This is a genomic window from Pseudarthrobacter sp. NPDC058362 (assembly GCF_042723515.1).
Lineage (GTDB): Bacteria > Actinomycetota > Actinomycetes > Actinomycetales > Micrococcaceae > Arthrobacter.
This window is the reverse complement of the sequence record NZ_JBHXIW010000003.1, coordinates 149,366-166,609: the sequence shown is the minus strand read 5'-3', so window position 1 is coordinate 166,609 and position 17,244 is coordinate 149,366. Positions and strand designations below refer to the sequence as shown.

14 protein-coding genes are annotated in these 17,244 nt (G+C 62.4%); 11 read left to right on the top strand and 3 right to left on the bottom strand.

Going from position 1 to position 17,244, the window contains the following annotated elements; all coding sequences use genetic code 11:
• The first annotated feature begins 68 nt into the window (after window positions 1-68).
• From ACFWIX_RS08375 to ACFWIX_RS08360, 4 genes are all read left to right on the top strand, one after another.
• On the top strand, window positions 69-743 hold the full coding sequence (locus ACFWIX_RS08375; RefSeq protein WP_377215662.1) for a GntR family transcriptional regulator: 675 nt from the start codon (window positions 69-71) through the stop codon (window positions 741-743).
• A gap of 53 nt (window positions 744-796) precedes the next feature.
• Window positions 797-2,443: an L-glutamate gamma-semialdehyde dehydrogenase gene (gene pruA / locus ACFWIX_RS08370; RefSeq protein WP_377215661.1), complete on the top strand. Its 1,647-nt coding sequence runs from the start codon at window positions 797-799 to the stop codon at window positions 2,441-2,443.
• Between the two features lie 261 nt (window positions 2,444-2,704).
• The gene (locus tag ACFWIX_RS08365) at window positions 2,705-3,409 is read left to right on the top strand and encodes an IclR family transcriptional regulator (protein ID WP_377215660.1); all 705 of its coding nucleotides are present in this window, start codon (window positions 2,705-2,707) and stop codon (window positions 3,407-3,409) included.
• A 150-nt stretch (window positions 3,410-3,559) separates the two neighbouring features.
• Complete coding sequence (locus ACFWIX_RS08360; RefSeq protein WP_377215659.1) at window positions 3,560-4,303, top strand: GntR family transcriptional regulator; 744 nt, start codon at window positions 3,560-3,562, stop codon at window positions 4,301-4,303.
• 86 nt (window positions 4,304-4,389) lie between these two features.
• Here ACFWIX_RS08360 and ACFWIX_RS08355 read toward each other — a convergent pair whose 3' ends face one another.
• The gene (locus tag ACFWIX_RS08355; protein WP_377215658.1) at window positions 4,390-5,736 is read right to left on the bottom strand and encodes an MFS transporter; all 1,347 of its coding nucleotides are present in this window, start codon (window positions 5,734-5,736) and stop codon (window positions 4,390-4,392) included.
• Window positions 5,737-6,027: 291 nt separating this feature from the next.
• On the opposite strand from ACFWIX_RS08355, the gene ACFWIX_RS08350 reads away from it, so the two are divergent.
• The 7 genes from ACFWIX_RS08350 to ACFWIX_RS08320 all read left to right on the top strand — a co-directional run bounded on the left by ACFWIX_RS08350 (window position 6,028) and on the right by ACFWIX_RS08320 (window position 15,069).
• Entirely contained in the window at window positions 6,028-7,173 is a 1,146-nt protein-coding gene (locus ACFWIX_RS08350; RefSeq protein WP_377215657.1) for a hypothetical protein, read from the top strand.
• A gap of 152 nt (window positions 7,174-7,325) precedes the next feature.
• Window positions 7,326-8,303 carry an Ldh family oxidoreductase gene (locus ACFWIX_RS08345; protein WP_377215656.1) on the top strand — a complete coding sequence of 326 codons (978 nt, stop codon included), beginning with the start codon at window positions 7,326-7,328 and terminating at the stop codon, window positions 8,301-8,303.
• A 78-nt stretch (window positions 8,304-8,381) separates the two neighbouring features.
• Entirely contained in the window at window positions 8,382-9,521 is a 1,140-nt protein-coding gene (locus ACFWIX_RS08340; RefSeq protein ID WP_377215655.1) for a proline racemase family protein, read from the top strand.
• 577 nt (window positions 9,522-10,098) lie between these two features.
• Window positions 10,099-10,605, top strand: a complete 507-nt coding sequence (locus ACFWIX_RS08335) for a hypothetical protein (protein WP_377215654.1) — start codon at window positions 10,099-10,101, stop codon at window positions 10,603-10,605.
• Complete coding sequence (gene mobF, locus ACFWIX_RS08330) at window positions 10,563-14,168, top strand: MobF family relaxase (RefSeq protein ID WP_377215653.1); 3,606 nt, start codon at window positions 10,563-10,565, stop codon at window positions 14,166-14,168. The genes ACFWIX_RS08335 and mobF overlap by 43 nt, the downstream gene beginning before the upstream one ends.
• Window positions 14,169-14,189: 21 nt before the next feature.
• The gene (locus tag ACFWIX_RS08325; protein ID WP_377215652.1) at window positions 14,190-14,720 is read left to right on the top strand and encodes a hypothetical protein; all 531 of its coding nucleotides are present in this window, start codon (window positions 14,190-14,192) and stop codon (window positions 14,718-14,720) included.
• Between the two features lie 64 nt (window positions 14,721-14,784).
• Window positions 14,785-15,069 carry a hypothetical protein gene (locus tag ACFWIX_RS08320; protein ID WP_377215651.1) on the top strand — a complete coding sequence of 95 codons (285 nt, stop codon included), beginning with the start codon at window positions 14,785-14,787 and terminating at the stop codon, window positions 15,067-15,069.
• Between the two features lie 384 nt (window positions 15,070-15,453).
• Here the strand turns inward: ACFWIX_RS08320 and ACFWIX_RS08315 are convergent, their stop codons facing one another.
• Together ACFWIX_RS08315 and ACFWIX_RS08310 are read right to left on the bottom strand one after the other, a co-directional pair.
• Window positions 15,454-15,957, bottom strand: a complete 504-nt coding sequence (locus tag ACFWIX_RS08315) for a single-stranded DNA-binding protein (RefSeq protein ID WP_377215650.1) — start codon at window positions 15,955-15,957, stop codon at window positions 15,454-15,456.
• Between the two features lie 57 nt (window positions 15,958-16,014).
• Entirely contained in the window at window positions 16,015-17,097 is a 1,083-nt protein-coding gene (locus tag ACFWIX_RS08310) for an ArdC-like ssDNA-binding domain-containing protein (protein WP_377215649.1), read from the bottom strand.
• Window positions 17,098-17,244: the final 147 nt, after the last annotated feature.

The window sequence follows — 17,244 nt, the reverse complement described above, 5'->3', positions numbered from 1 at the left end:
GCTTCCGGGTTAGCCCAAAGTGTGATCAAATATCACCAACCATTGCAGTTTCCCGAAAGGCATACAGCATGAGCCAACAGGTCGCCAGCCCCGTGACGCCAACTCTCGTGGCCGACCAGGTCTACGAGGTCCTGGAAAAAGCGATTCTGACCGGCTCCCTGCAATCGGGATCACCACTGCGCGTCCGGGGACTGGCCGCCATGGTAGGCACGAGCGTCATGCCGGTCCGCGAGGCCATCCGCCGGCTGGAGGAAGCCGGCCTGGCAACCCGCATCCCCCACAAGGGTGCAATGGTCCGGACCTTCACGGTGACGGAACTAATCCACATCTACGACGTCAGGACGATTCTTGAGGTCCAGGCTGCCACCCAGGGAGCCCCCAAAATCACCGCACGGGACCTCCAGGACATGGCGACCGCCTGCAGCAAAATGCAGGAGGCGGTGGCGGACGGACGAATCGTCGACGCCCTTGACCTGGACGAGGAAGTTATCGGAACCCTATACCGGGCTTCGGGAAACCCCGTCCTGATCAGCACCATTGAACAGCTATGGCTCCAGTGCCGGCCCTACAAGGTCATCGGTGCGACGGAGGCACTGGCAAAGAATGACAACACTCTCTGGACCCCGCAGCCCGCACTGGTCCAGGCCCTTACAGACGGCGACACCGCCGCCGCAACCACCATCACCGCAGACTCACTGGCCAGCGCCCTGCGCAGGCTGGAACTTCGGCTGGAAACCCAATAACCACCCCCGGCGGGCCTCGGGCCCGGCAACAAACAACAGGAGACAACAGGACAATGTCACCCCAGACCGTCAGCCTCACTGGCAACTTCAGGGTCCCCACGCCCTTCAACGAACCGTCCCGCGAGTTCCGCCCCGGCTCCCCGGAAGCAGCCTCCGTCAAGAAAAAGATCGCCGAAGTCACCGCCACGGTGCGCGACCTTCCGCACGTCATCAACGGCGTACGGTCAATGACCGGCGAACTGCGCGACGTCACCGCCCCCCACCGCCACGCCCAGGTGCTGGCCCGCATCCCCACCGCCGATGAAGCAGTTGTGCAGTCAGCGATCGACGCCGCCCTGGCTGCTCAGCACGACTGGTCCCGGACACCTTGGTGGGAACGGGCTGCCATCTTCCTGCGCGCGGGCGAGCTCGCCGCTGGAAAGTACCGTGATGAACTGGTTGCAACCACCATCCTTGGCCAGTCCAAGACCTTCCATCAGGCCGAGATCGACGCCGCCAGCGAGGTAGCTGATTTCTTCCGCTACAACGCTCACCTGGCCCAGCAGATCTATGCCGACCAGCCTGCCTCCCTGCAGGGTGAAGGCAACTCGCTGGACCAGCGCGGGCTCGAAGGCTTCGTCCTGGCCATCACACCCTTCAACTTCACCGCCATCGGCAGCAACCTGCCCACCACCCCGGCCCTGATGGGCAACACAGTGGTGTGGAAGTGCTCCGAAAAGTCGGCACTGAGCAACGACGTTCTGATGCGGATGTTCGAGGAAGCCGGGCTTCCGCCAGGTGTTATCAACCTGGTGCACGGCTCGGGCCGCGCCATTTCGGACCAGGCGATGAGCCATCCGGACTTCGCAGGCCTGAACTTCACCGGCTCCACCGAGGTCTTCCGCAGCCTCTGGAAGAAGGCCGGGGATAACATCGAGAACTACCGCTCCTTCCCCCGCCTGGTCGGCGAAACCGGCGGCAAGAACGCTGTGGTGGCCCACCCGTCCGCCGATCCGGATGCCCTGCGCGCCGCCCTGATCCGGAGTTCCTTCGAATACGCCGGTCAGAAGTGCTCTGCGTCCTCACGCTCCTACATCCCGCGCAGCATCTGGACACAGATCAAGGACGAACTGGTCGAAACCACCAAATCGCTCCGCCTGGGCGATCCCGCCGAGCACGAGACCTTCACCGGCGCCGTCATCGATGAAGTCTCTTTCCGCAAGCTCGAAGAGGCCATCGGGCAGGCCAAGGCCCTCCCCAGCCATACCCTCCTGGCCGGCGGTAACGTCCATGGTGAAGAGGGCTGGTTCGTCGAGCCCACGATCTTCGAGACGACCGATCCCCACGCCTTCACCATGAGCGAGGAATTTTTCGGTCCCATCCTGACCGTCTACGTCTACGAGGACAGCGAATGGGATACCGTGCTTGACCTGGTTGACCAGACGAGCAAGTACGCGCTTACCCAGTCGATCTTTGCCAACGACCGACGCGCCGTCTCGCACGCATTGGATAAGCTGCGCAACTCCTCGGGCATGACCTACATCAACGACAAGCCCACCGGCGCCCTCATGGGGCAGGTCTCCTTCGGCGGCGGCCGGGCCTCGGGCACCAACGACAAGACGGGCTCCCGTCTGGCCCTGCAGCGGTGGTTGAGCGGCCGGTTCATCCACGAGAACTTCTCCCCCTCCACCGAATGGCGTCAGCCCTACATGGCGCAGTAATAAGACGCCGGTAACCCGGTTTTCATTGACCGGCCGGGTGCGCACCCGCGCACTTGGCCTTCCAACCGCCGTCGGACTCCTCGCAACGTACCGAACGGCACCCAACAGCCGCCGCCTGGACCTCCCAGGCGGCGGCTGTTGCCCTCCCCGGCCTGACACGATGGAAGTTTTCCGATGAAGAAGCGAAATTTGTCCCGGACGGCATCCGGGCCTGCAACAGCAGCAAAACCGCAAAAGAAGCGGGACGAACGAGGGACCGCGATGTCGATCCTGCTCCTGTTCGCCCGCCACCGTAGCCTCAGCAGCTCCCAAATCTGCGGCCTTCTCCGGCTGCCGGCATCAACGGTCCATCGGCATCTGCAGACCCTGCTGCAGTCCGGGTTCCTTGTCGAAAGCCAGATCATGGGACGCTACTCAGCGGGACCGGAGGTAGTCCGGCTGGCTGACAACTACCGCAAGGAAGCCCTCGCCCAAGGTGCAGTGGCCCAGCGGCTGGAACAACTTTCCAGGGAAACCGGGGAGCTCGCCGCATTCCTGGTGCAGAGTGGCGATGAAGCCCTCTGCGTGGAATCGGTTGAAAGCGAGCACATTCTCAGCTGCAGCTACGCCGCCGGACGGTCGCGCCCACTCCTGCACGGCGCCAGCGCGCGTGCCATCCTCGCCTCCCTTCCGCAAGAGGAGGCAGAGGCGATCCTCGCGAGCCATTTCCTTCTCCGGGAAGAAGAGGCCGCCATCCGCGCCGACCTTGCAGCCATCAGGGAACGCGGCTATGCCACCAGTTCCGGCGCCCTGGCACCGGGAATCTGGGGCGTCAGCGCCCCCGTCTTAACCGCAGACAAGAACCTGGCCGGCGTGGTCACGACCATGGTCCCCCTCGAACGGGCACCAGAAGATGCCAGGGATGGATTCATTGAACACACCTGCCGGGCCGCTGCAGAGCTTGGGCAGGTGGCAGTACCGGCTTAGCCAATAGTTGCGCAGCAAGTAGGAGTTGCCCCGGATCGTCAATGACGGAGCCGGGACAACTCCTCTTGCGTATCCGGGAATTGCCTGCACCCGAAATCCTGCCCCGGCGCATTAGGGCAAACCGAGTGCGCAACCCATAGGATCGTTTCCATGCCAGGAAAAAAAGTTGAAGCTGCTCAACAACCGGAAACGCTAAAGACCACGCTGGAGACGGCCCCGGCAGCCGCTTCGGCTTTCTCCATCACTCCCACGCTCGTCGCAGACCAGGTCTACGAAGCACTCCGCACCGCGATCCTGACGGGCGAACTGGCCGGCGGGTCCCCGCTGCGGGTACGGGACGTCGCAGCGATGGTTGGCACAAGTGTGATGCCGGTGCGAGAGGCCATCCGACGGCTCGAAGAGACAGGCCTCGCCACCCGCCTGGCCGCCCACCGGGGCGCGGTGGTCCGGGAGTTTACCGTGGGCGAACTGATCCATATCTATGAGGTCCGCGCTATCCTCGAGATCGAAGCAGCAGCCCGGGGAGCTGTCAATGTCACGGTCGCTGACGTCGCACGTATGGATGCTGCCTGCGTCCGGATGCAGAAAGCCGTTGCGGACGGCAGGGTGTGGGATGCGCTGGATGACGACGAGGACCTGCTTCGGACCCTTTACTCTGCCAGCGGGAATCCTGTTCTCGTGGAAAACATTGAACAGTTGTGGCTGCAGTGCCGCCCCTACAAGGTTATCGGTGCCACCGAAGCCATTGAGCACCAGGATGCCAGTCTCTGGACACCCCAGCCAGCCATCCTGGCGGCGGCACGGGCCCGCGACGCGAAAACCGCGGCCAAACTTACCAAGCAGTCCCTAGCAAGTGCACGCAGGCGACTGGAGAAGCGGCTCGAGGCCCAATAAACGCCACAGCCCCTTGAACAACCGGTTTAAGCCAAAGGAACGGGCGCCGCAGCTGCGGCGCCCGTTCCTTCGCTTCAACTGGACCGTCAGTGCGAGTATCCTGCCGCCGTTTCCGTCAGGCTCTTGCCCTTGGTCTCTGGCGCCAGCCACTGCGAGAGGGCGGCACCGACGAGGGTGAGGCCGGCGGCCATCAGCATGGTGACCTGCGCACCGTAAGCCTCCATCGACCAAGGCAACAAAAAGGTGCCGGCACCGGCTCCCACACGGCTGACGGCGGTGGCAAAACCGGTTCCAATGCCGCGGATTTCGGTGGGGAAGACTTCACCCGGGTAGACGCCGGTGAGCGTGTTGTACCCGGCGTTGAAGAAGGAGAACGCAAGGAAGCAGGCCAATACCACCCACCCCGGTGCGCCGGCCCACAAGCCGATGACCAGCAGAAGCACGAAACACAGCCACTGCGGCGGGACGGTCAGAGCACGGCGTCCCAGCCGGTCGATCAGGACCACAGTAAGGACAACCCCGGCGGTGGCCACAGCCGACAGCCCCACGCCGCCGGCCAGCCCCTGGCTAAGCCCATAGCCTTCCAGGACACTTTCAGCAAACGTAGCGATGGCGAAATAGGGGGTCACTGCACAGAGCCAGAACATGGAGCAGAACAGGGTGGCACGCCAATACTGGCGGGAGAACAGCATGCTGAACCTGCCCTGAGGCCGGTCGTGCTCATGCTCCACGTCGTCCAGGTCGCCCCCGTTCTCCATGTACTTGTGTGCCACGGCCCGGGCTTCGTCACGGCGGCCCTTGCTCCACAGCCACCGTGGAGATTCCGGCAGGCCAAAGCGGGCGAAGAAAAGGATGACCGCCGGAATGGTGCTGGAGCCGAGGATAATCCGCCAGTCCATCGAAGTGGTTGTGGTGAGCAGATACCCAACGATGAAAGCAAACATGAAGCCGACATAGAAGGCGATCAGGGTCAACCCCATCAGCCGCCCGCGGAGCCGTGCCGGAGAAAATTCAGACATCAGCGGCCAACCCACGGAATACTCGACACCAACCGCAACGCCCATCAGCAAGCGGACCAGGAACAGTTGCCACGGTTCCTGGACGAAGAACTGAAGGACCGAAGCGAGGACGAAAATCCCCATGTCGATCATGAACAGCGGCTTGCGCCCGAATTTATCGCCGAGCCACCCGCCAACCGGCGACCCGACCAGGATGCCCAGCAGCGAAGACGCCACAATCAAGCCCTCCCACAATGGGGTGAAGCTCAGCTCGATGGTGATGACGCCGATCACCGTGCCGATGATTCCGAGAATGTAGCCGTCGAGGAACATACCCCCCACCAGAACGGCGGTCAGCTTGGTCAGGAAACGGCGTTTAAAGGCCGCGGTTGGGGCGTCGTCTGTTGCAGGTCTTGCATTTGTCAGGGAAGGCACCGGTGGCTCCTTGTGCTTTGGGATGGTGTCATGGGCCCCCTTCATCCTTGAGGGAGGTTCGCCCGGAGGGGTCCGGGCTTGCGAAGTTTCGCGGGCCTTCAGCTTGCAGCTTCTCTCATGTGGCTCCGATCACCTTCAAATGTAATCTGTGATCACAGCATGGTCAATGTTCGGGTGTAACGCTCATGTAAATTATCCCTAGCATCCCACCACTGAGAGTCCGCGTCTGCCCCTGGGGCGCGCCTTTTTCGGGTGCGGCCCTACCCCACTGAAAGGCGGTATTGCAACGGTATGAGCGCAATGGGATATCTCGCCGCCTCGATTTTGCCCAGGACGGCGTCAGCCGGTTCGGCGGTGGCCCTTCCTATTCTTGCCGTCCAGCAACTCGACAATGTGGGCATTGGTGGAGCCCTGGTGGCCGCCTCACTGGGACCAAGCGTCTTGTCCGCTCCGGCAGCGGGTGCTGCGCTGGACAGGGCGCGGCGTCCCGGGATTCTGGTTGCCGCAGCCGGCCTGATGACCGCAGCAGCACTTGCGGTCACAGCATTTTTGGGGCAGGTTCCGCTGCCGCTGATCCTGGTATCACTGGCGCTTGCTGGAGCCGTGTCCCCCTTTTACATGGGCGGCCTGTCCAGTTTCGTATCCGGATCCATTCCGGACGTGCGCAGGGCCTTTGCCTATGATTCCCTCTCGTACAATTTTTCCGCGGTCGCGGGGCCGGCTCTCGTCGCAGTGATGGCAACCTTTCTTCCGGCGGCGGCGGCAGTGGGAGTCTTGTCCACCGCGGCAGTAGCTGGGGCGCTTATCGTCGGCGGGATTGGCCTCAAGCCGCATCCGGCAACCGAAGTGCCGGCTTGGCACGCGGTCAAGGCCGGACTGCACTGGATCTTCCGCCACCGCCCGCTGGCTGTCGTTACTGTTTCATCCACTCTCACCCAACTCGGCCAGGGCGGTCTGGCGATTGCCGCTGTCGCCCTTTCGATCGAAAGGACAGGCACGGCAGGCGAGGGGGCTTTCATCGTGACCGCATTTGCCATCGGCAGCCTGCTCGGCGCACTAATCGAGACCATCCGGCCAAGCCGGCGGTCACCACATAGGGTCATGATGGTCGGGTTTTTCATCACCGGCCTGTTCACTGTGACTGCCGCACTCAACTTCGGCATAGCCTGGACTGTCCTTGCCATCGGCGCTTCCGGTGCTTGCACGGCAGCCAGCGCCGCGGCAATGCTGACGTTGCGCAGCCGCCTCAGCCAGCCTCACCTCCGATCCCAGATCTTCACCGTAGGAGCCGGACTCAGGACGAGCGCCTCCGCGGCAGGCGCTGGCCTCGCCGCGTCGGTCACTGGACTAGGAGGCGCGGTGGCGGTGGCGTCGATCGGAGTCATCTGGATCCTGTCCGCGGCCGCAATGAAGACTTATCCGGAAGAAATTTCTTGACCTCTAATGTGATCACAAATTACAGTGCTTGTGAGGGTGACCACATCTTCCACCAATGCCGGCTTTCAATGCACCTGTGAATGTGGTCGGGAGGCGCCCGGACCGGAGCGGCACCCTAGACGGGGAGCTCCCATGAGAGGAACGTAAGACCAATGAGCACCATAGAACGTGAAGAACTCCTTGCCCTGTGCGACCGGGCGCTGCTGACATCAGGTGCGGGACAGGAGAACGCCAGGATCCTGGCCGAAGCAACCGTCGAGGCGGAACAAGTGGGCAACCGCGCGGTAGGCGTGGCCCATCTTTTCGACTACCTCGACGGCTACCGGAAGGGCCGCATCGCAGCCGATGCCCAGCCGCGTGTCGGTCGCCCGGCACCTGCCGTCATCGATGTCGACGCCGGCAACGGACTCGCCCAGGCAGCCTACGAAGCTGCTTTCCAGGAATTTACGGACGCGATCAGCCAGGCCGGTGTAGCGGCGCTCTGGATCCGCCGGTCCTACACATGCGGAGAGCTCGGATACTATCCACGCCGGCTGGCGCAACGGGGCTTCGTCGCTGTTGCCTCCGCGAACAGCCCAGCCCTGATGTCCATTGGTGGATCCCCTAAGCGCGTTCTGGGAACAAACCCTCTGGCTTATGGAATCCCCCGCCCCGGCAACTTGCCTCTTGTCATTGACCAGGCTTCGTCTTCCACGGCCTTCGTCAACATCCGGCGCGCAGCCGAGGCCGGTGACCCGATCCCGGAAGGCTGGGCACTTAACAACGAAGGCAAGCCAACAACGGACCCCAATGAAGCCGTCCAGGGAACGTTGTTGCCCTTCGGCAGCCACCGCGGCGGCAACGTTGCCCTGCTCATCGAAATATTGGCAACCCTATCCGGAGCATCCTTCTCCGTGGACGCTGCCCCCTTCGACAGCGGAACTGAATCCCCGGATATCGGAGTGTTCGTGCTGGGCATCGATCCAGGCAACTTCACCGGTTCAATCGAACGCCTCGCCAAACAGTTCGGAACCTTGCAGGACGAACACCAGGTGCGGCTCCCCGCACTGGAACTCACCGAACTTCCAGACCACGTCAAGGTGGACCCGGCCGTTCTCCGCCGCCTGCGCGAAGCCGCAGCCGCCTCCTGACAACAGACCTACAAACACATACCGGCGCGGCCTCATGACGCAGCGCATGGCCACGACACAGACAGGAAGGTTTTCAAAATGTCCTTTAAACGGATGATCCAGGCCGTGGAGACCCACTCCGGGGAACCAATGCGCGTGATCACGGGCGGAGTACCGCACATCCCCGGCAACACCGTCTATGAGCAGATGAAGTGGCTCGAGCAGAACGATGACCAGATCCGGATGCTCATGCTCCGTGAGCCGCGCGGCTATCCCCCGCTGTGCTGCAACCTGATCGTTCCGCCCAAGCACCCCGAGGCGGCTGCCGGCTTCATCATCATGGAACAGGTGGAATACCCGGTTATGAGCGGCGGGAATACCATCGCCGTGGCCACCGTCCTGTTGGAAACCGGCATGATCCCCATGCAGGAACCGTACACTGAGTTCAAGCTCGAGGCCCCCGCCGGCCTCATCGATATCAAGGCGCGGTGCGAAAACGGCAAGGTGAAGGAAGTGACCTTCCAGAACGTGCCCTCCTTCGCGGTCTACCTGGACGCTGAGATCGACGTGCCGGAACTGGGCAAAGTGACGGTCGACGTAGCCTGGGGCGGCATGTTCTACGTCATCGCCGACGCAGCACAGTTCCCGTCCCTGGAACTGGTCCCGGACCGCGGCCGCGACATCACCCGCATCTCCTCCCTGATCCTTCGCGCCGCGCAGGACCAACTGCCCGTAGAGCACCCGGACTACCCCGGCATCGGGATTACCATCTCCCAGCTCTCGGGCGTGACGGACAACCCGAACGCCGACCGCAGGAACGCCGTCACCGTGGCCAGCGGACCGGTGGACTTCAACAACCCGGCAACATGGACCGGCGGCGTGGACCGCTGCCCCTGCGGAACAGGCACCTGCGCAAAAATGGCCTCCCTGCACGCCAAGGGCGAGCTTCCCCTCAACCAGCCGTTCCGGCACGAAGGCGTCCTGGGCACCGTCTACACCGGGGAACTGGTCGAAGAAGTCGAAATTGCGGGTCGCATTGGCGTGGTTCCGAAAATTAGCGGCCAGGCCTGGATCACCGGATTCAGCAACTGGGTCCTTGATCCCGAGGATCCCTTCCCGAACGGTTACACCCTCGGCGATATCTGGGCACCCGCTGCCAAAGAGAACGCTGCTGCTGCCGATGGCGAACCCTTCAGCGCACCCCAAACCGACCGGACCCAGGTGGAAGCACCAGTTTAGGTAACTGCTCATCCTTAGGAAGGCGCGGCGGCGGCACCTACGCAAGTGCCGCCGTGGCGCCTTCCCTATTGCGGCCTCGACGACGAGGGCAGCAGGCTGAGCCCTGCCCTCGTCCGCGAGTGGGCTGCACGCGGCTCGTGGCCGCGAGTATTCGAAGAATGTCCTGCAAGCCAACCTGCAGCCGGAGCTGGTCAAAGCTTATCGGCGGAGCAAGTGCTGGTAACAGCCGTGGTAGAGACTATGATTTCGGACCGTTTCCTGGTCCCGCTTCGCCGTCCTGTCGCATGAGCTGGGACAGCCTCAGGCAGTCAAAACGTGAATCTTGTATCGAACGATGCAGCAGATTCACGCGGTGAGGCGTGCAACGCCTCACCCCGACGCATCTGGCCCTCGGTACATGCATCACGCCTTCCCCAGGTTTCCCCAGGTTTTCAAGTTCCCGAGTCAAAGCTTCGAAGCGTCACAGCAGGCGTCAGGCCGCATCTCGTCCTTCACACCTCTGGCATCCAAAGTCATCAGCGTGAGGATAGCTCACGTCTCGTCATGTCGAAACCGGTTCCCGATCCTATGAACGTTCGTGATCAAGAATTGCGAAGAGTGCACGATAGGATTCGAACCTTCCCGCAAGGGTCAACGCTTCTGTTCGATCCGCTGCGGCAACAGGAAGCGGGACCGGATGCGTCGCGCTGCCCGCCGTCCCGCCGTACCGGTAAGGAATGACGCAGGAGCCGTAGTTCTCAAGGACGAGCTGAAGGCTTTGAAGCGCAAGCTGGCAACTAGAACCAGGATCTGCCAGCGTCGTGTCGAGATTCTCCAGTCCAAGCTCCGTTCGCAATCCTGCGAGGTGGATCTGCTCGAGGCTGAGAACTCAGAGCTGCGCCAGAGCAATAACGTCCTGCAGGCAGAGGTAGTCCGGATGAAGCGCGCTCAAAGAACTAACGTGCAGGACCTCGCGCATCTCGCAGCTTGGCTTGTCTCGCTTTCGAACGCAAAAGGCGTCGCTCTCGACGCCAGGACGCTGAACATTCTCGACCGCCGCGGATGGCATCCATCCAAGCGCCAAGCAAGAGCGGCGCAGCCATGACCATGTCCATCGCTCGGCTATCCGCGCAGTCAGGCCTCCGCTACCTGTTCAAGACCACGATGATGGACGATCTCATCACCACTCCCACGGACGCCACCACCTACTACATGAAAGCCGGGACCCCCGAGGGGCGCTGGATCGGCAGCGGACTGCCAGGCATCAACAGAGCTGCCGGCGATGTCGTCACAGAAACGGATGCAAAGGCCGTCTTCGATGCAGCCGTACATCCCGATACCAACGCCCTACTGGGCCGACCGCACAGCCAACCTACCGCCGTCGAAAACAAAACAGGCCCACCCACCGTCAGGCACGCCGTCGTAGGCTTCGACCTGACCTTCAGCGTGCCAAAGTCCGTCTCGGTCCTTTGGGCTCTCAGCCCTCGAAGCCTGCAAGACCAAATTCTCCGCACCCACCACGAGGCAGTCAAAGCGACGCTCGCATGGTTGGAAGAGCAAGTCATCCACACGCGCGCCGGCCGAAACGGCGTCGCACACGTCGGCACCAGGGGCGCCATCGCCGCCGCCTTCGACCACTGGGAATCACGCACCGGCGACCCGCAACTTCACACCCACCTTGTCATCGCCAACCGCATCCAGCGCAACACCGACGGAGCCTGGGTGACCCTAGACTCCCGCACCCTATACAAGGCTGCCGTCGCCGCCAGCGAGCACTACAACGGCCTCTTGTTTGACGCCCTTCACCGTGAACTTGGAACCGCCACCGACATCCGCGTTCCAGTCATCAACACCCACAACCCCAGCCAGCAGCTCACCGGGATCGATGAGGACCTCATCCGCGAGTTCTCCAACCGGTCCCGGCTGATCAACGTGGAAACAGACCGCCTCGTCGCGGAGTGGACAAAGGAACACGGCCATCCGCCAACCTCAGCAACGGTCATCAAGCTGCGGCAGCAAGCGACCCTGGCCACGCGTGTCCCCAAGGCCGAGCTCCCCACTCCCCTGCATGAGCTATCCGGAGAATGGAAGGCACGCGCCACCGCCAAAGGATTCCCACAGGACGACGTCATCGCGGCAACGATCAACCGCTATAGAATTGCCCCGTTTGGCCTCACTGACTTCACCTCTGACTGGATCTACGCCGTCGCAGCCCTGACACGTCAGCGGGTGGCCCACAAACGCTCCACTTGGAATCGCTGGAATCTCCTTGCGGAAGCCGAACGCGTCTGCGCTCAGGTGCGGTGCTGTACGGCGGCGGACCGGAACACGCTCATGGACGCCATCGCCACCGCAGCCGAGCAGCAGTCCGTGCCGCTGAATGCTTACCGCTACACGGTCCCTGCCCACACCGAGGCAGACCTGAGGCTCGGACCACGAAGCGTCTTCGACTTCCACGGATCGCGCCTCTACACCGATACGTCCACGCTCGCCTGTGAGGACGCGGTCATGGCAGCAAGAAACGACGACGGCGGCCCGACAGTCCGCGCCGACGTCATCATGGGCCTCCTTGACCAAGTCCAAGAGCCGGAGAGCCGAGTGCTTCACTCCGACCAGCGTGCCGCGGTTGCCGAGGTGGTCCTGAGCGGCAACCGGCTCGACGCCATCGTGGGGCCAGCGGGCACGGGAAAGACGACAACGTTGGGCGCGGTGAAGGCCGTGTGGGAAGCGGAGTACGGCGCCGGCAGCGTTGTCGGGCTGGCCCCGGCTGCGGCCAGCGCGGAGGTTCTGGGTCGCGAACTCGCCATGGCCACGGAGAACGTCAGCAAGTGGCTGCACGAGTCGGCCGGCCAGGGGGCTAGTTCGAGGGCCGGGCGCTTCTTCAGTGTCCAGACGCAACTGACCAGGACTCCTTTCGGCGAGCGCCGGAGCATCGCATTAGCGCAGGAGGCTGCACGGCTTGCTGCCACGCAGCAACGATGGTGTTTCCATTCGAATCAGCTAGTGATTATCGATGAGGCTTCGATGGTTTCGACCTTCCAACTGGCGGCTCTCGTACAGCAGGCACAGGACGCAGGCGCGAAGATCCTGCTGGTGGGTGACCCGGGACAGCTGGATGCGATCGACGCCGGCGGCGTTCTTGGTTGGCTGGACCGGCAAGGTAAGGCAACACGCCTCAGCACCATTTGGAGATTCCATGAAGAGTGGGAACGTGCATCCTCCCTCAAGCTCCGGAAGGGTGACTACTCAGCCATCGACGACTATGCACACCATGGGCGGATCCGGCACGGCAGCTACCTGACTATGGCTGACCAGGCCTACCTCGCATGGCACGCAGATACACGAACAGGAAAGTCGTCGATCCTCATTGCGGCCGACAATGAAACGGTCGGCATGCTGAACGAGCGCGCCCAGGCGGACCGAGTTGCGCAGGGTGAAGTGGACCCTGAACAAACGATGCTTCTCAGCGACGGCCTCCATGCAGGTCTTGGTGACACGATCATCGCCCGCGGGAATGACCGGAAGCTTGTTGACAGCAACGGTGACTTCGTCCGGAATGGAACGCTGTTCGACGTTGAAGGCACTAGTCAGCGTCGTGGCTCCTTGCTTGCGCGCCGCCGGGACACAGGCGCGAACGTCCTACTCCCCCGGGGATACCTCGAGTCATCGGTCGAGCTTGGCTATGCAACAACGGCACACCGTTCCCAGGGCATCACGGTGGATACCGGCCACACCGTAGTCATTCAGGGCCGGCTCACTCGCGAGCTGCTGTACGTCAGCATGACACGTGGCCGCGCCGGCAACTTTGCCTACGTCAGCGAAGGTGACGACACCGACCATCCTGCCGTCGACCCGTCCCAGGAGCTGTCGTGGCAGGGAATTCTTGGCGAGGTACTCGCTGCGGAAGGCGCTGAGCGTACCGCGCACGAGGTGAGTGACACGGAGCGCAGGAAGTCGGACAGCCTTGAGCGGCTCTGCGCGGAGTATGACTATCTCGCGCAGATCGCGGCTGGACTGGACCTTAGGCAGCAGTTGGACGATCTTACTCCTGGCGCCTCCCAGGAATTCGAAGAGTCTCCGTCGTGGGGCGCAGCTGTCGCGGCATGGCGAAAAGCCACAGCCACCAGCCGGCAGGGTACCGAGCGCATACTGAGCCAGTTCTGCCAGGAAACCAGCAGTGCCAATGATCGCTGCGCTGTCTTGAGCATGCGCTTACGCCGGGTCAGCAAAGGGAGAACGACCGCGGCCCCGGAACCTCTGGCTGAAAAGCTCACCATTTCGCGTCCCGACTTGGCGCAGATGATTGAGCAGGTCAGGGCACGAATATCCCGAAGAACGGAGACCGTGAGCGTGACAGCGCTGAGGGATGATCCTGAATGGAAACGCGCTTTGCTCGATGCCGTCGGAGGCACCACCAGCGCCGCAATGTGGCAGCTCATTCGGGACGTTGCCGTCTACAGGGATCGGTGGGCGCTGCCCGATTCTCCCCTGCCGTTAGGCCGGGCACCAGCAGACTACGAGTGGGAACAAGCGGCTCAGCGAGCCCGTCTCAACGAAACAATCGAAAACGCCCGATCCAGATCTACGACACCAGAGTCGCGTTTCGCTTCCGAAGATTTGTCCCTGCCACCGCAAGTCGTCCTTACAAGTGCCGGCTGGCAGCTTTAAGCTGGTGAAAGAGGCAAACGAATGGTCGTAAACCCGGCAGTAAAACCCAGGGTCGCGACAACCGGACTGGTGTTGACCAGCGCGGTTGTTCTTATTCTCCTTGCCTTCGTTCCGCTCAGCCTTGATGCTTCTGAACTACCCGCCGTGATCGAGATCCTTGTGGCGAGCGTGCTGCTCGCCATGGCGCTGCTGCTCTCATGGCTCTGGTGGAAGCGACAGGCACAACGACGGGCTTGGGCAGCTAACGCCGAGGCCAGATGGCGGTCCTTCAACGATGCCAGAATAAACAACGGAACCACCACCGAGGTGACCCTCCTCAGCGTCGATGCGGTGCAACCCACCGGCTCATGGGTCACCATCATGTGGAACCGCTTCAACCACGTTCAGCATGCCTGGATAGAAGCCCTACCCGAACCACTATGGCCAGGATCCGTCCTGCTCATCGCCCCCGACCTCACTCAAGTAATGCCCGGCACGCCATGGCCAGAGACGTACTTCATTCGAGCCGCCGACTGCTTAGCCTGGGCTCCCGCTGAAGGCCGGCAGCCCTAAGCGCGCCCCCCGTCACGACGCTGGGTCGATTCAAACATTCGAATATATGTTCTAATATTACTTCATGATCAAGTCCGGCTCCCCCGAAGATGTCGAGCGAATGATGATGCGCCTGGACGCCGAAGCAACCCGGCCAATAGATGACCCAGCACCCATCCGAGATTTCCCAAAGTATGGGCGGCCGCTCGTTTACGTCAGCGGAATTTACGGCAAAGCCGTCGGTTGGACCCATAAGTACGGCCTCATCGAATGGCTGGACTCTTCCGGCAAGTACCACATGGGGTGGGCTCATTCCTCAAGCATCAGACGGGTAAAGCCCGAAGAATGGAAGGGCAGTAGTGCGCTGTAGTTCGCAGACTTTGCGGTGGTGTTCTTGTGAGTATCAGGTAACGCCGCGCGTGTCTAAGAAAACCACGCCACCCGGACATGCCTAGGGTCATGGGCATGGAAAGGGACAGCTCAGGGGAGCTGAAAGGGCAGACGTCGGTCAACGACCTGCTCGACGAACCTGTCGGTGCCGCACCCGTCCAACTTGCTCTGCCGACGATGGTGCAAGTCAAACCTGGACAATTCCGCCGACTGTCGTAGAGCGCCGGCCGAAAGATGCCCAGTGACGGCTGCACGTTGGGAGCTCGGGGCGAACGGTCAACGTCTTCGTATTCAGGCGAATCGTTCACAAAGTGATGGCCTGGTCCCACAGAGGATCAGGCCATCAGATTCCAGCAGCGGTCAGCTACATACTCATGTCAGCCCGCGCCGGCCCGCCTAAAGGGGGCACTGCCACCGGGCCTTTCGTCGCGATGCTGTAAGCAGGTTGAGCCGCTTCAGGCGTCGCTTGCAGACTCGCGTCGACCGCGGCCTCTGGTCCGGCTGCCGCGCGCGGGGAGCGCTGATAGGCGGCCGTGCCGAACCGGAGGTCAGGGCCGATGGTTTCGGCCACAATCCGGCGGGCTTCCCGCTTCTCGCCATCCTTTTCGAAGGCGCGGAACTCGAGTTCACCCGACACCGTGACCGGGTCCCCCTTCTTGAGGGAGTTTGATGCATTCTCTGCGAGCGCCCGGAATGCGGAGACGTTGTGAAAAACAGGTTCTCCGTCGTGCCAGTTTCCGTCTGCGCCTTGGATGCGCTGGTTGACAGCGACGCGTAGCTTCGCATGGGCGACGCCGGACTCACCGTAGGTGAGTTCAGGGTCCGCGACGAGGTTTCCGGCGATGTTGACCGGGATCTTGGTACTCATATCTTCTGCCCTCTCTTTCGCGAACGGGGCTCTCCCGTCCAACACTTCGCGGTCGCCCTACGGGCCGGAAATCTCCAACCCCCGAGAAGGCCCGCCCGGCTGATGCAGGACACCATACGAATCCTGGCCTTGCACCCGGGGCGGGGCTTCAGCAGTGGGAACTTTCCCGCCAAAACCCGGAGGATTCGTGACTTCGAGGATGTCCTTACTTGCCGCCGTGACCCTGCCCAGGACTGACTTCGCTATGTCCACCCGAGACGCGGGTTGCTTCGCAGAAGAGCTGCGCACAGCGGCTGAATGCTCCGCTTCAATAACGGCATCAGCCCAGCCGGACAGGTAGCTTGCCGACTGAGGGCCCCGGTCGATGCCATGAGCCTTAAGGATCGTGTAGGCCACAGACTCAGCCTCGACTTCAGCAAGACCTCGGTGGTCCAAACTGCTTCCATACAGCTTTCCCACCTTGTCGTCGGGCCCGTGCAGCAAAACATGACCCAGCTCATGCGCCAGCACGGCCACGCGCTCCTCCGCATTCAGCCAGCCTCCCACCTGTACTTGGCGCTGGGCGAAATCCGTAAAGCCGCTCGTCAGACCAAACTGGGCATCGGTGACCTGGATAGAGAAGCCGCGCGTGCGGGCAACACGAGCCAGCGGCTCCCATAAGTGCGGCGCGTCGACGTTCGGGGCATCACTCGGCCTGGGAACCAGCAGCGGAGCCCCCTGGGTCTGCGAAACATCGAAGACGGCCTGGCCACGCCAACCCGTGATGAGGGTCTTCTTCCCTTCGTCTACAGCACCCTCGGGAAGCTTGTCACTCAGAGGAATGCGCTGGCGCGTACCGTCGGGCAGCAGCATCTGCTGCACACGGGCAGTCCGAGGTGCAATGACCCACAGGGCACGCTCGCCCCGAAGGACAGTGCGGCCATGTCGTTCCCATTCCTTGTACCCTGCGACGAGCGTCGGCTCGTCCGTACCCCGCTGCGCCATCTGCATCATGAGTACGGCGACGTTGCCACCGGAGTACCGCCACAAATTGGCTGACGCATCCAGCAGGACCTGCCAATGTGAAGGTGACTCGACTGCCTCCTCCAGGATCGAGTGCAGGCCATCCATCAGTGAGGCGATTCGCTCCTCGGGCGCCATGCGGCGAGCGCCGACGCTGGCTTCCGGAAGGCCCTGGGCAGGCAACGTGCTAGGTGGAACTTCAGGTATAGCGGCCACGACAGCCACCCTTCATGCTTCTTGGACCGCAGCATCGCTGCGTAGACACCCATTCATGGTTAGACACCC

Bases quoted from the DNA above. Each gene is read 5' to 3' on its own strand.
- ACFWIX_RS08375 (WP_377215662.1), top strand. From the start codon at position 69: ATGAGCCAACAGGTCGCCAGCCCCGTGACGCCAACTCTCGTGGCCGAC.
- pruA (WP_377215661.1), top strand. From the start codon at position 797: ATGTCACCCCAGACCGTCAGCCTCACTGGCAACTTCAGGGTCCCCACG.
- ACFWIX_RS08365 (WP_377215660.1), top strand. From the start codon at position 2,705: ATGTCGATCCTGCTCCTGTTCGCCCGCCACCGTAGCCTCAGCAGCTCC.
- ACFWIX_RS08360 (WP_377215659.1), top strand. From the start codon at position 3,560: ATGCCAGGAAAAAAAGTTGAAGCTGCTCAACAACCGGAAACGCTAAAG.
- ACFWIX_RS08350 (WP_377215657.1), top strand. From the start codon at position 6,028: ATGAGCGCAATGGGATATCTCGCCGCCTCGATTTTGCCCAGGACGGCG.
- ACFWIX_RS08345 (WP_377215656.1), top strand. From the start codon at position 7,326: ATGAGCACCATAGAACGTGAAGAACTCCTTGCCCTGTGCGACCGGGCG.
- ACFWIX_RS08340 (WP_377215655.1), top strand. From the start codon at position 8,382: ATGTCCTTTAAACGGATGATCCAGGCCGTGGAGACCCACTCCGGGGAA.
- mobF (WP_377215653.1), top strand. From the start codon at position 10,563: ATGGCATCCATCCAAGCGCCAAGCAAGAGCGGCGCAGCCATGACCATG.
- ACFWIX_RS08325 (WP_377215652.1), top strand. From the start codon at position 14,190: ATGGTCGTAAACCCGGCAGTAAAACCCAGGGTCGCGACAACCGGACTG.
- ACFWIX_RS08320 (WP_377215651.1), top strand. From the start codon at position 14,785: ATGATCAAGTCCGGCTCCCCCGAAGATGTCGAGCGAATGATGATGCGC.
- ACFWIX_RS08315 (WP_377215650.1), bottom strand. From the start codon at position 15,957: ATGAGTACCAAGATCCCGGTCAACATCGCCGGAAACCTCGTCGCGGAC.
- ACFWIX_RS08310 (WP_377215649.1), bottom strand. From the start codon at position 17,097: ATGGCGCCCGAGGAGCGAATCGCCTCACTGATGGATGGCCTGCACTCG.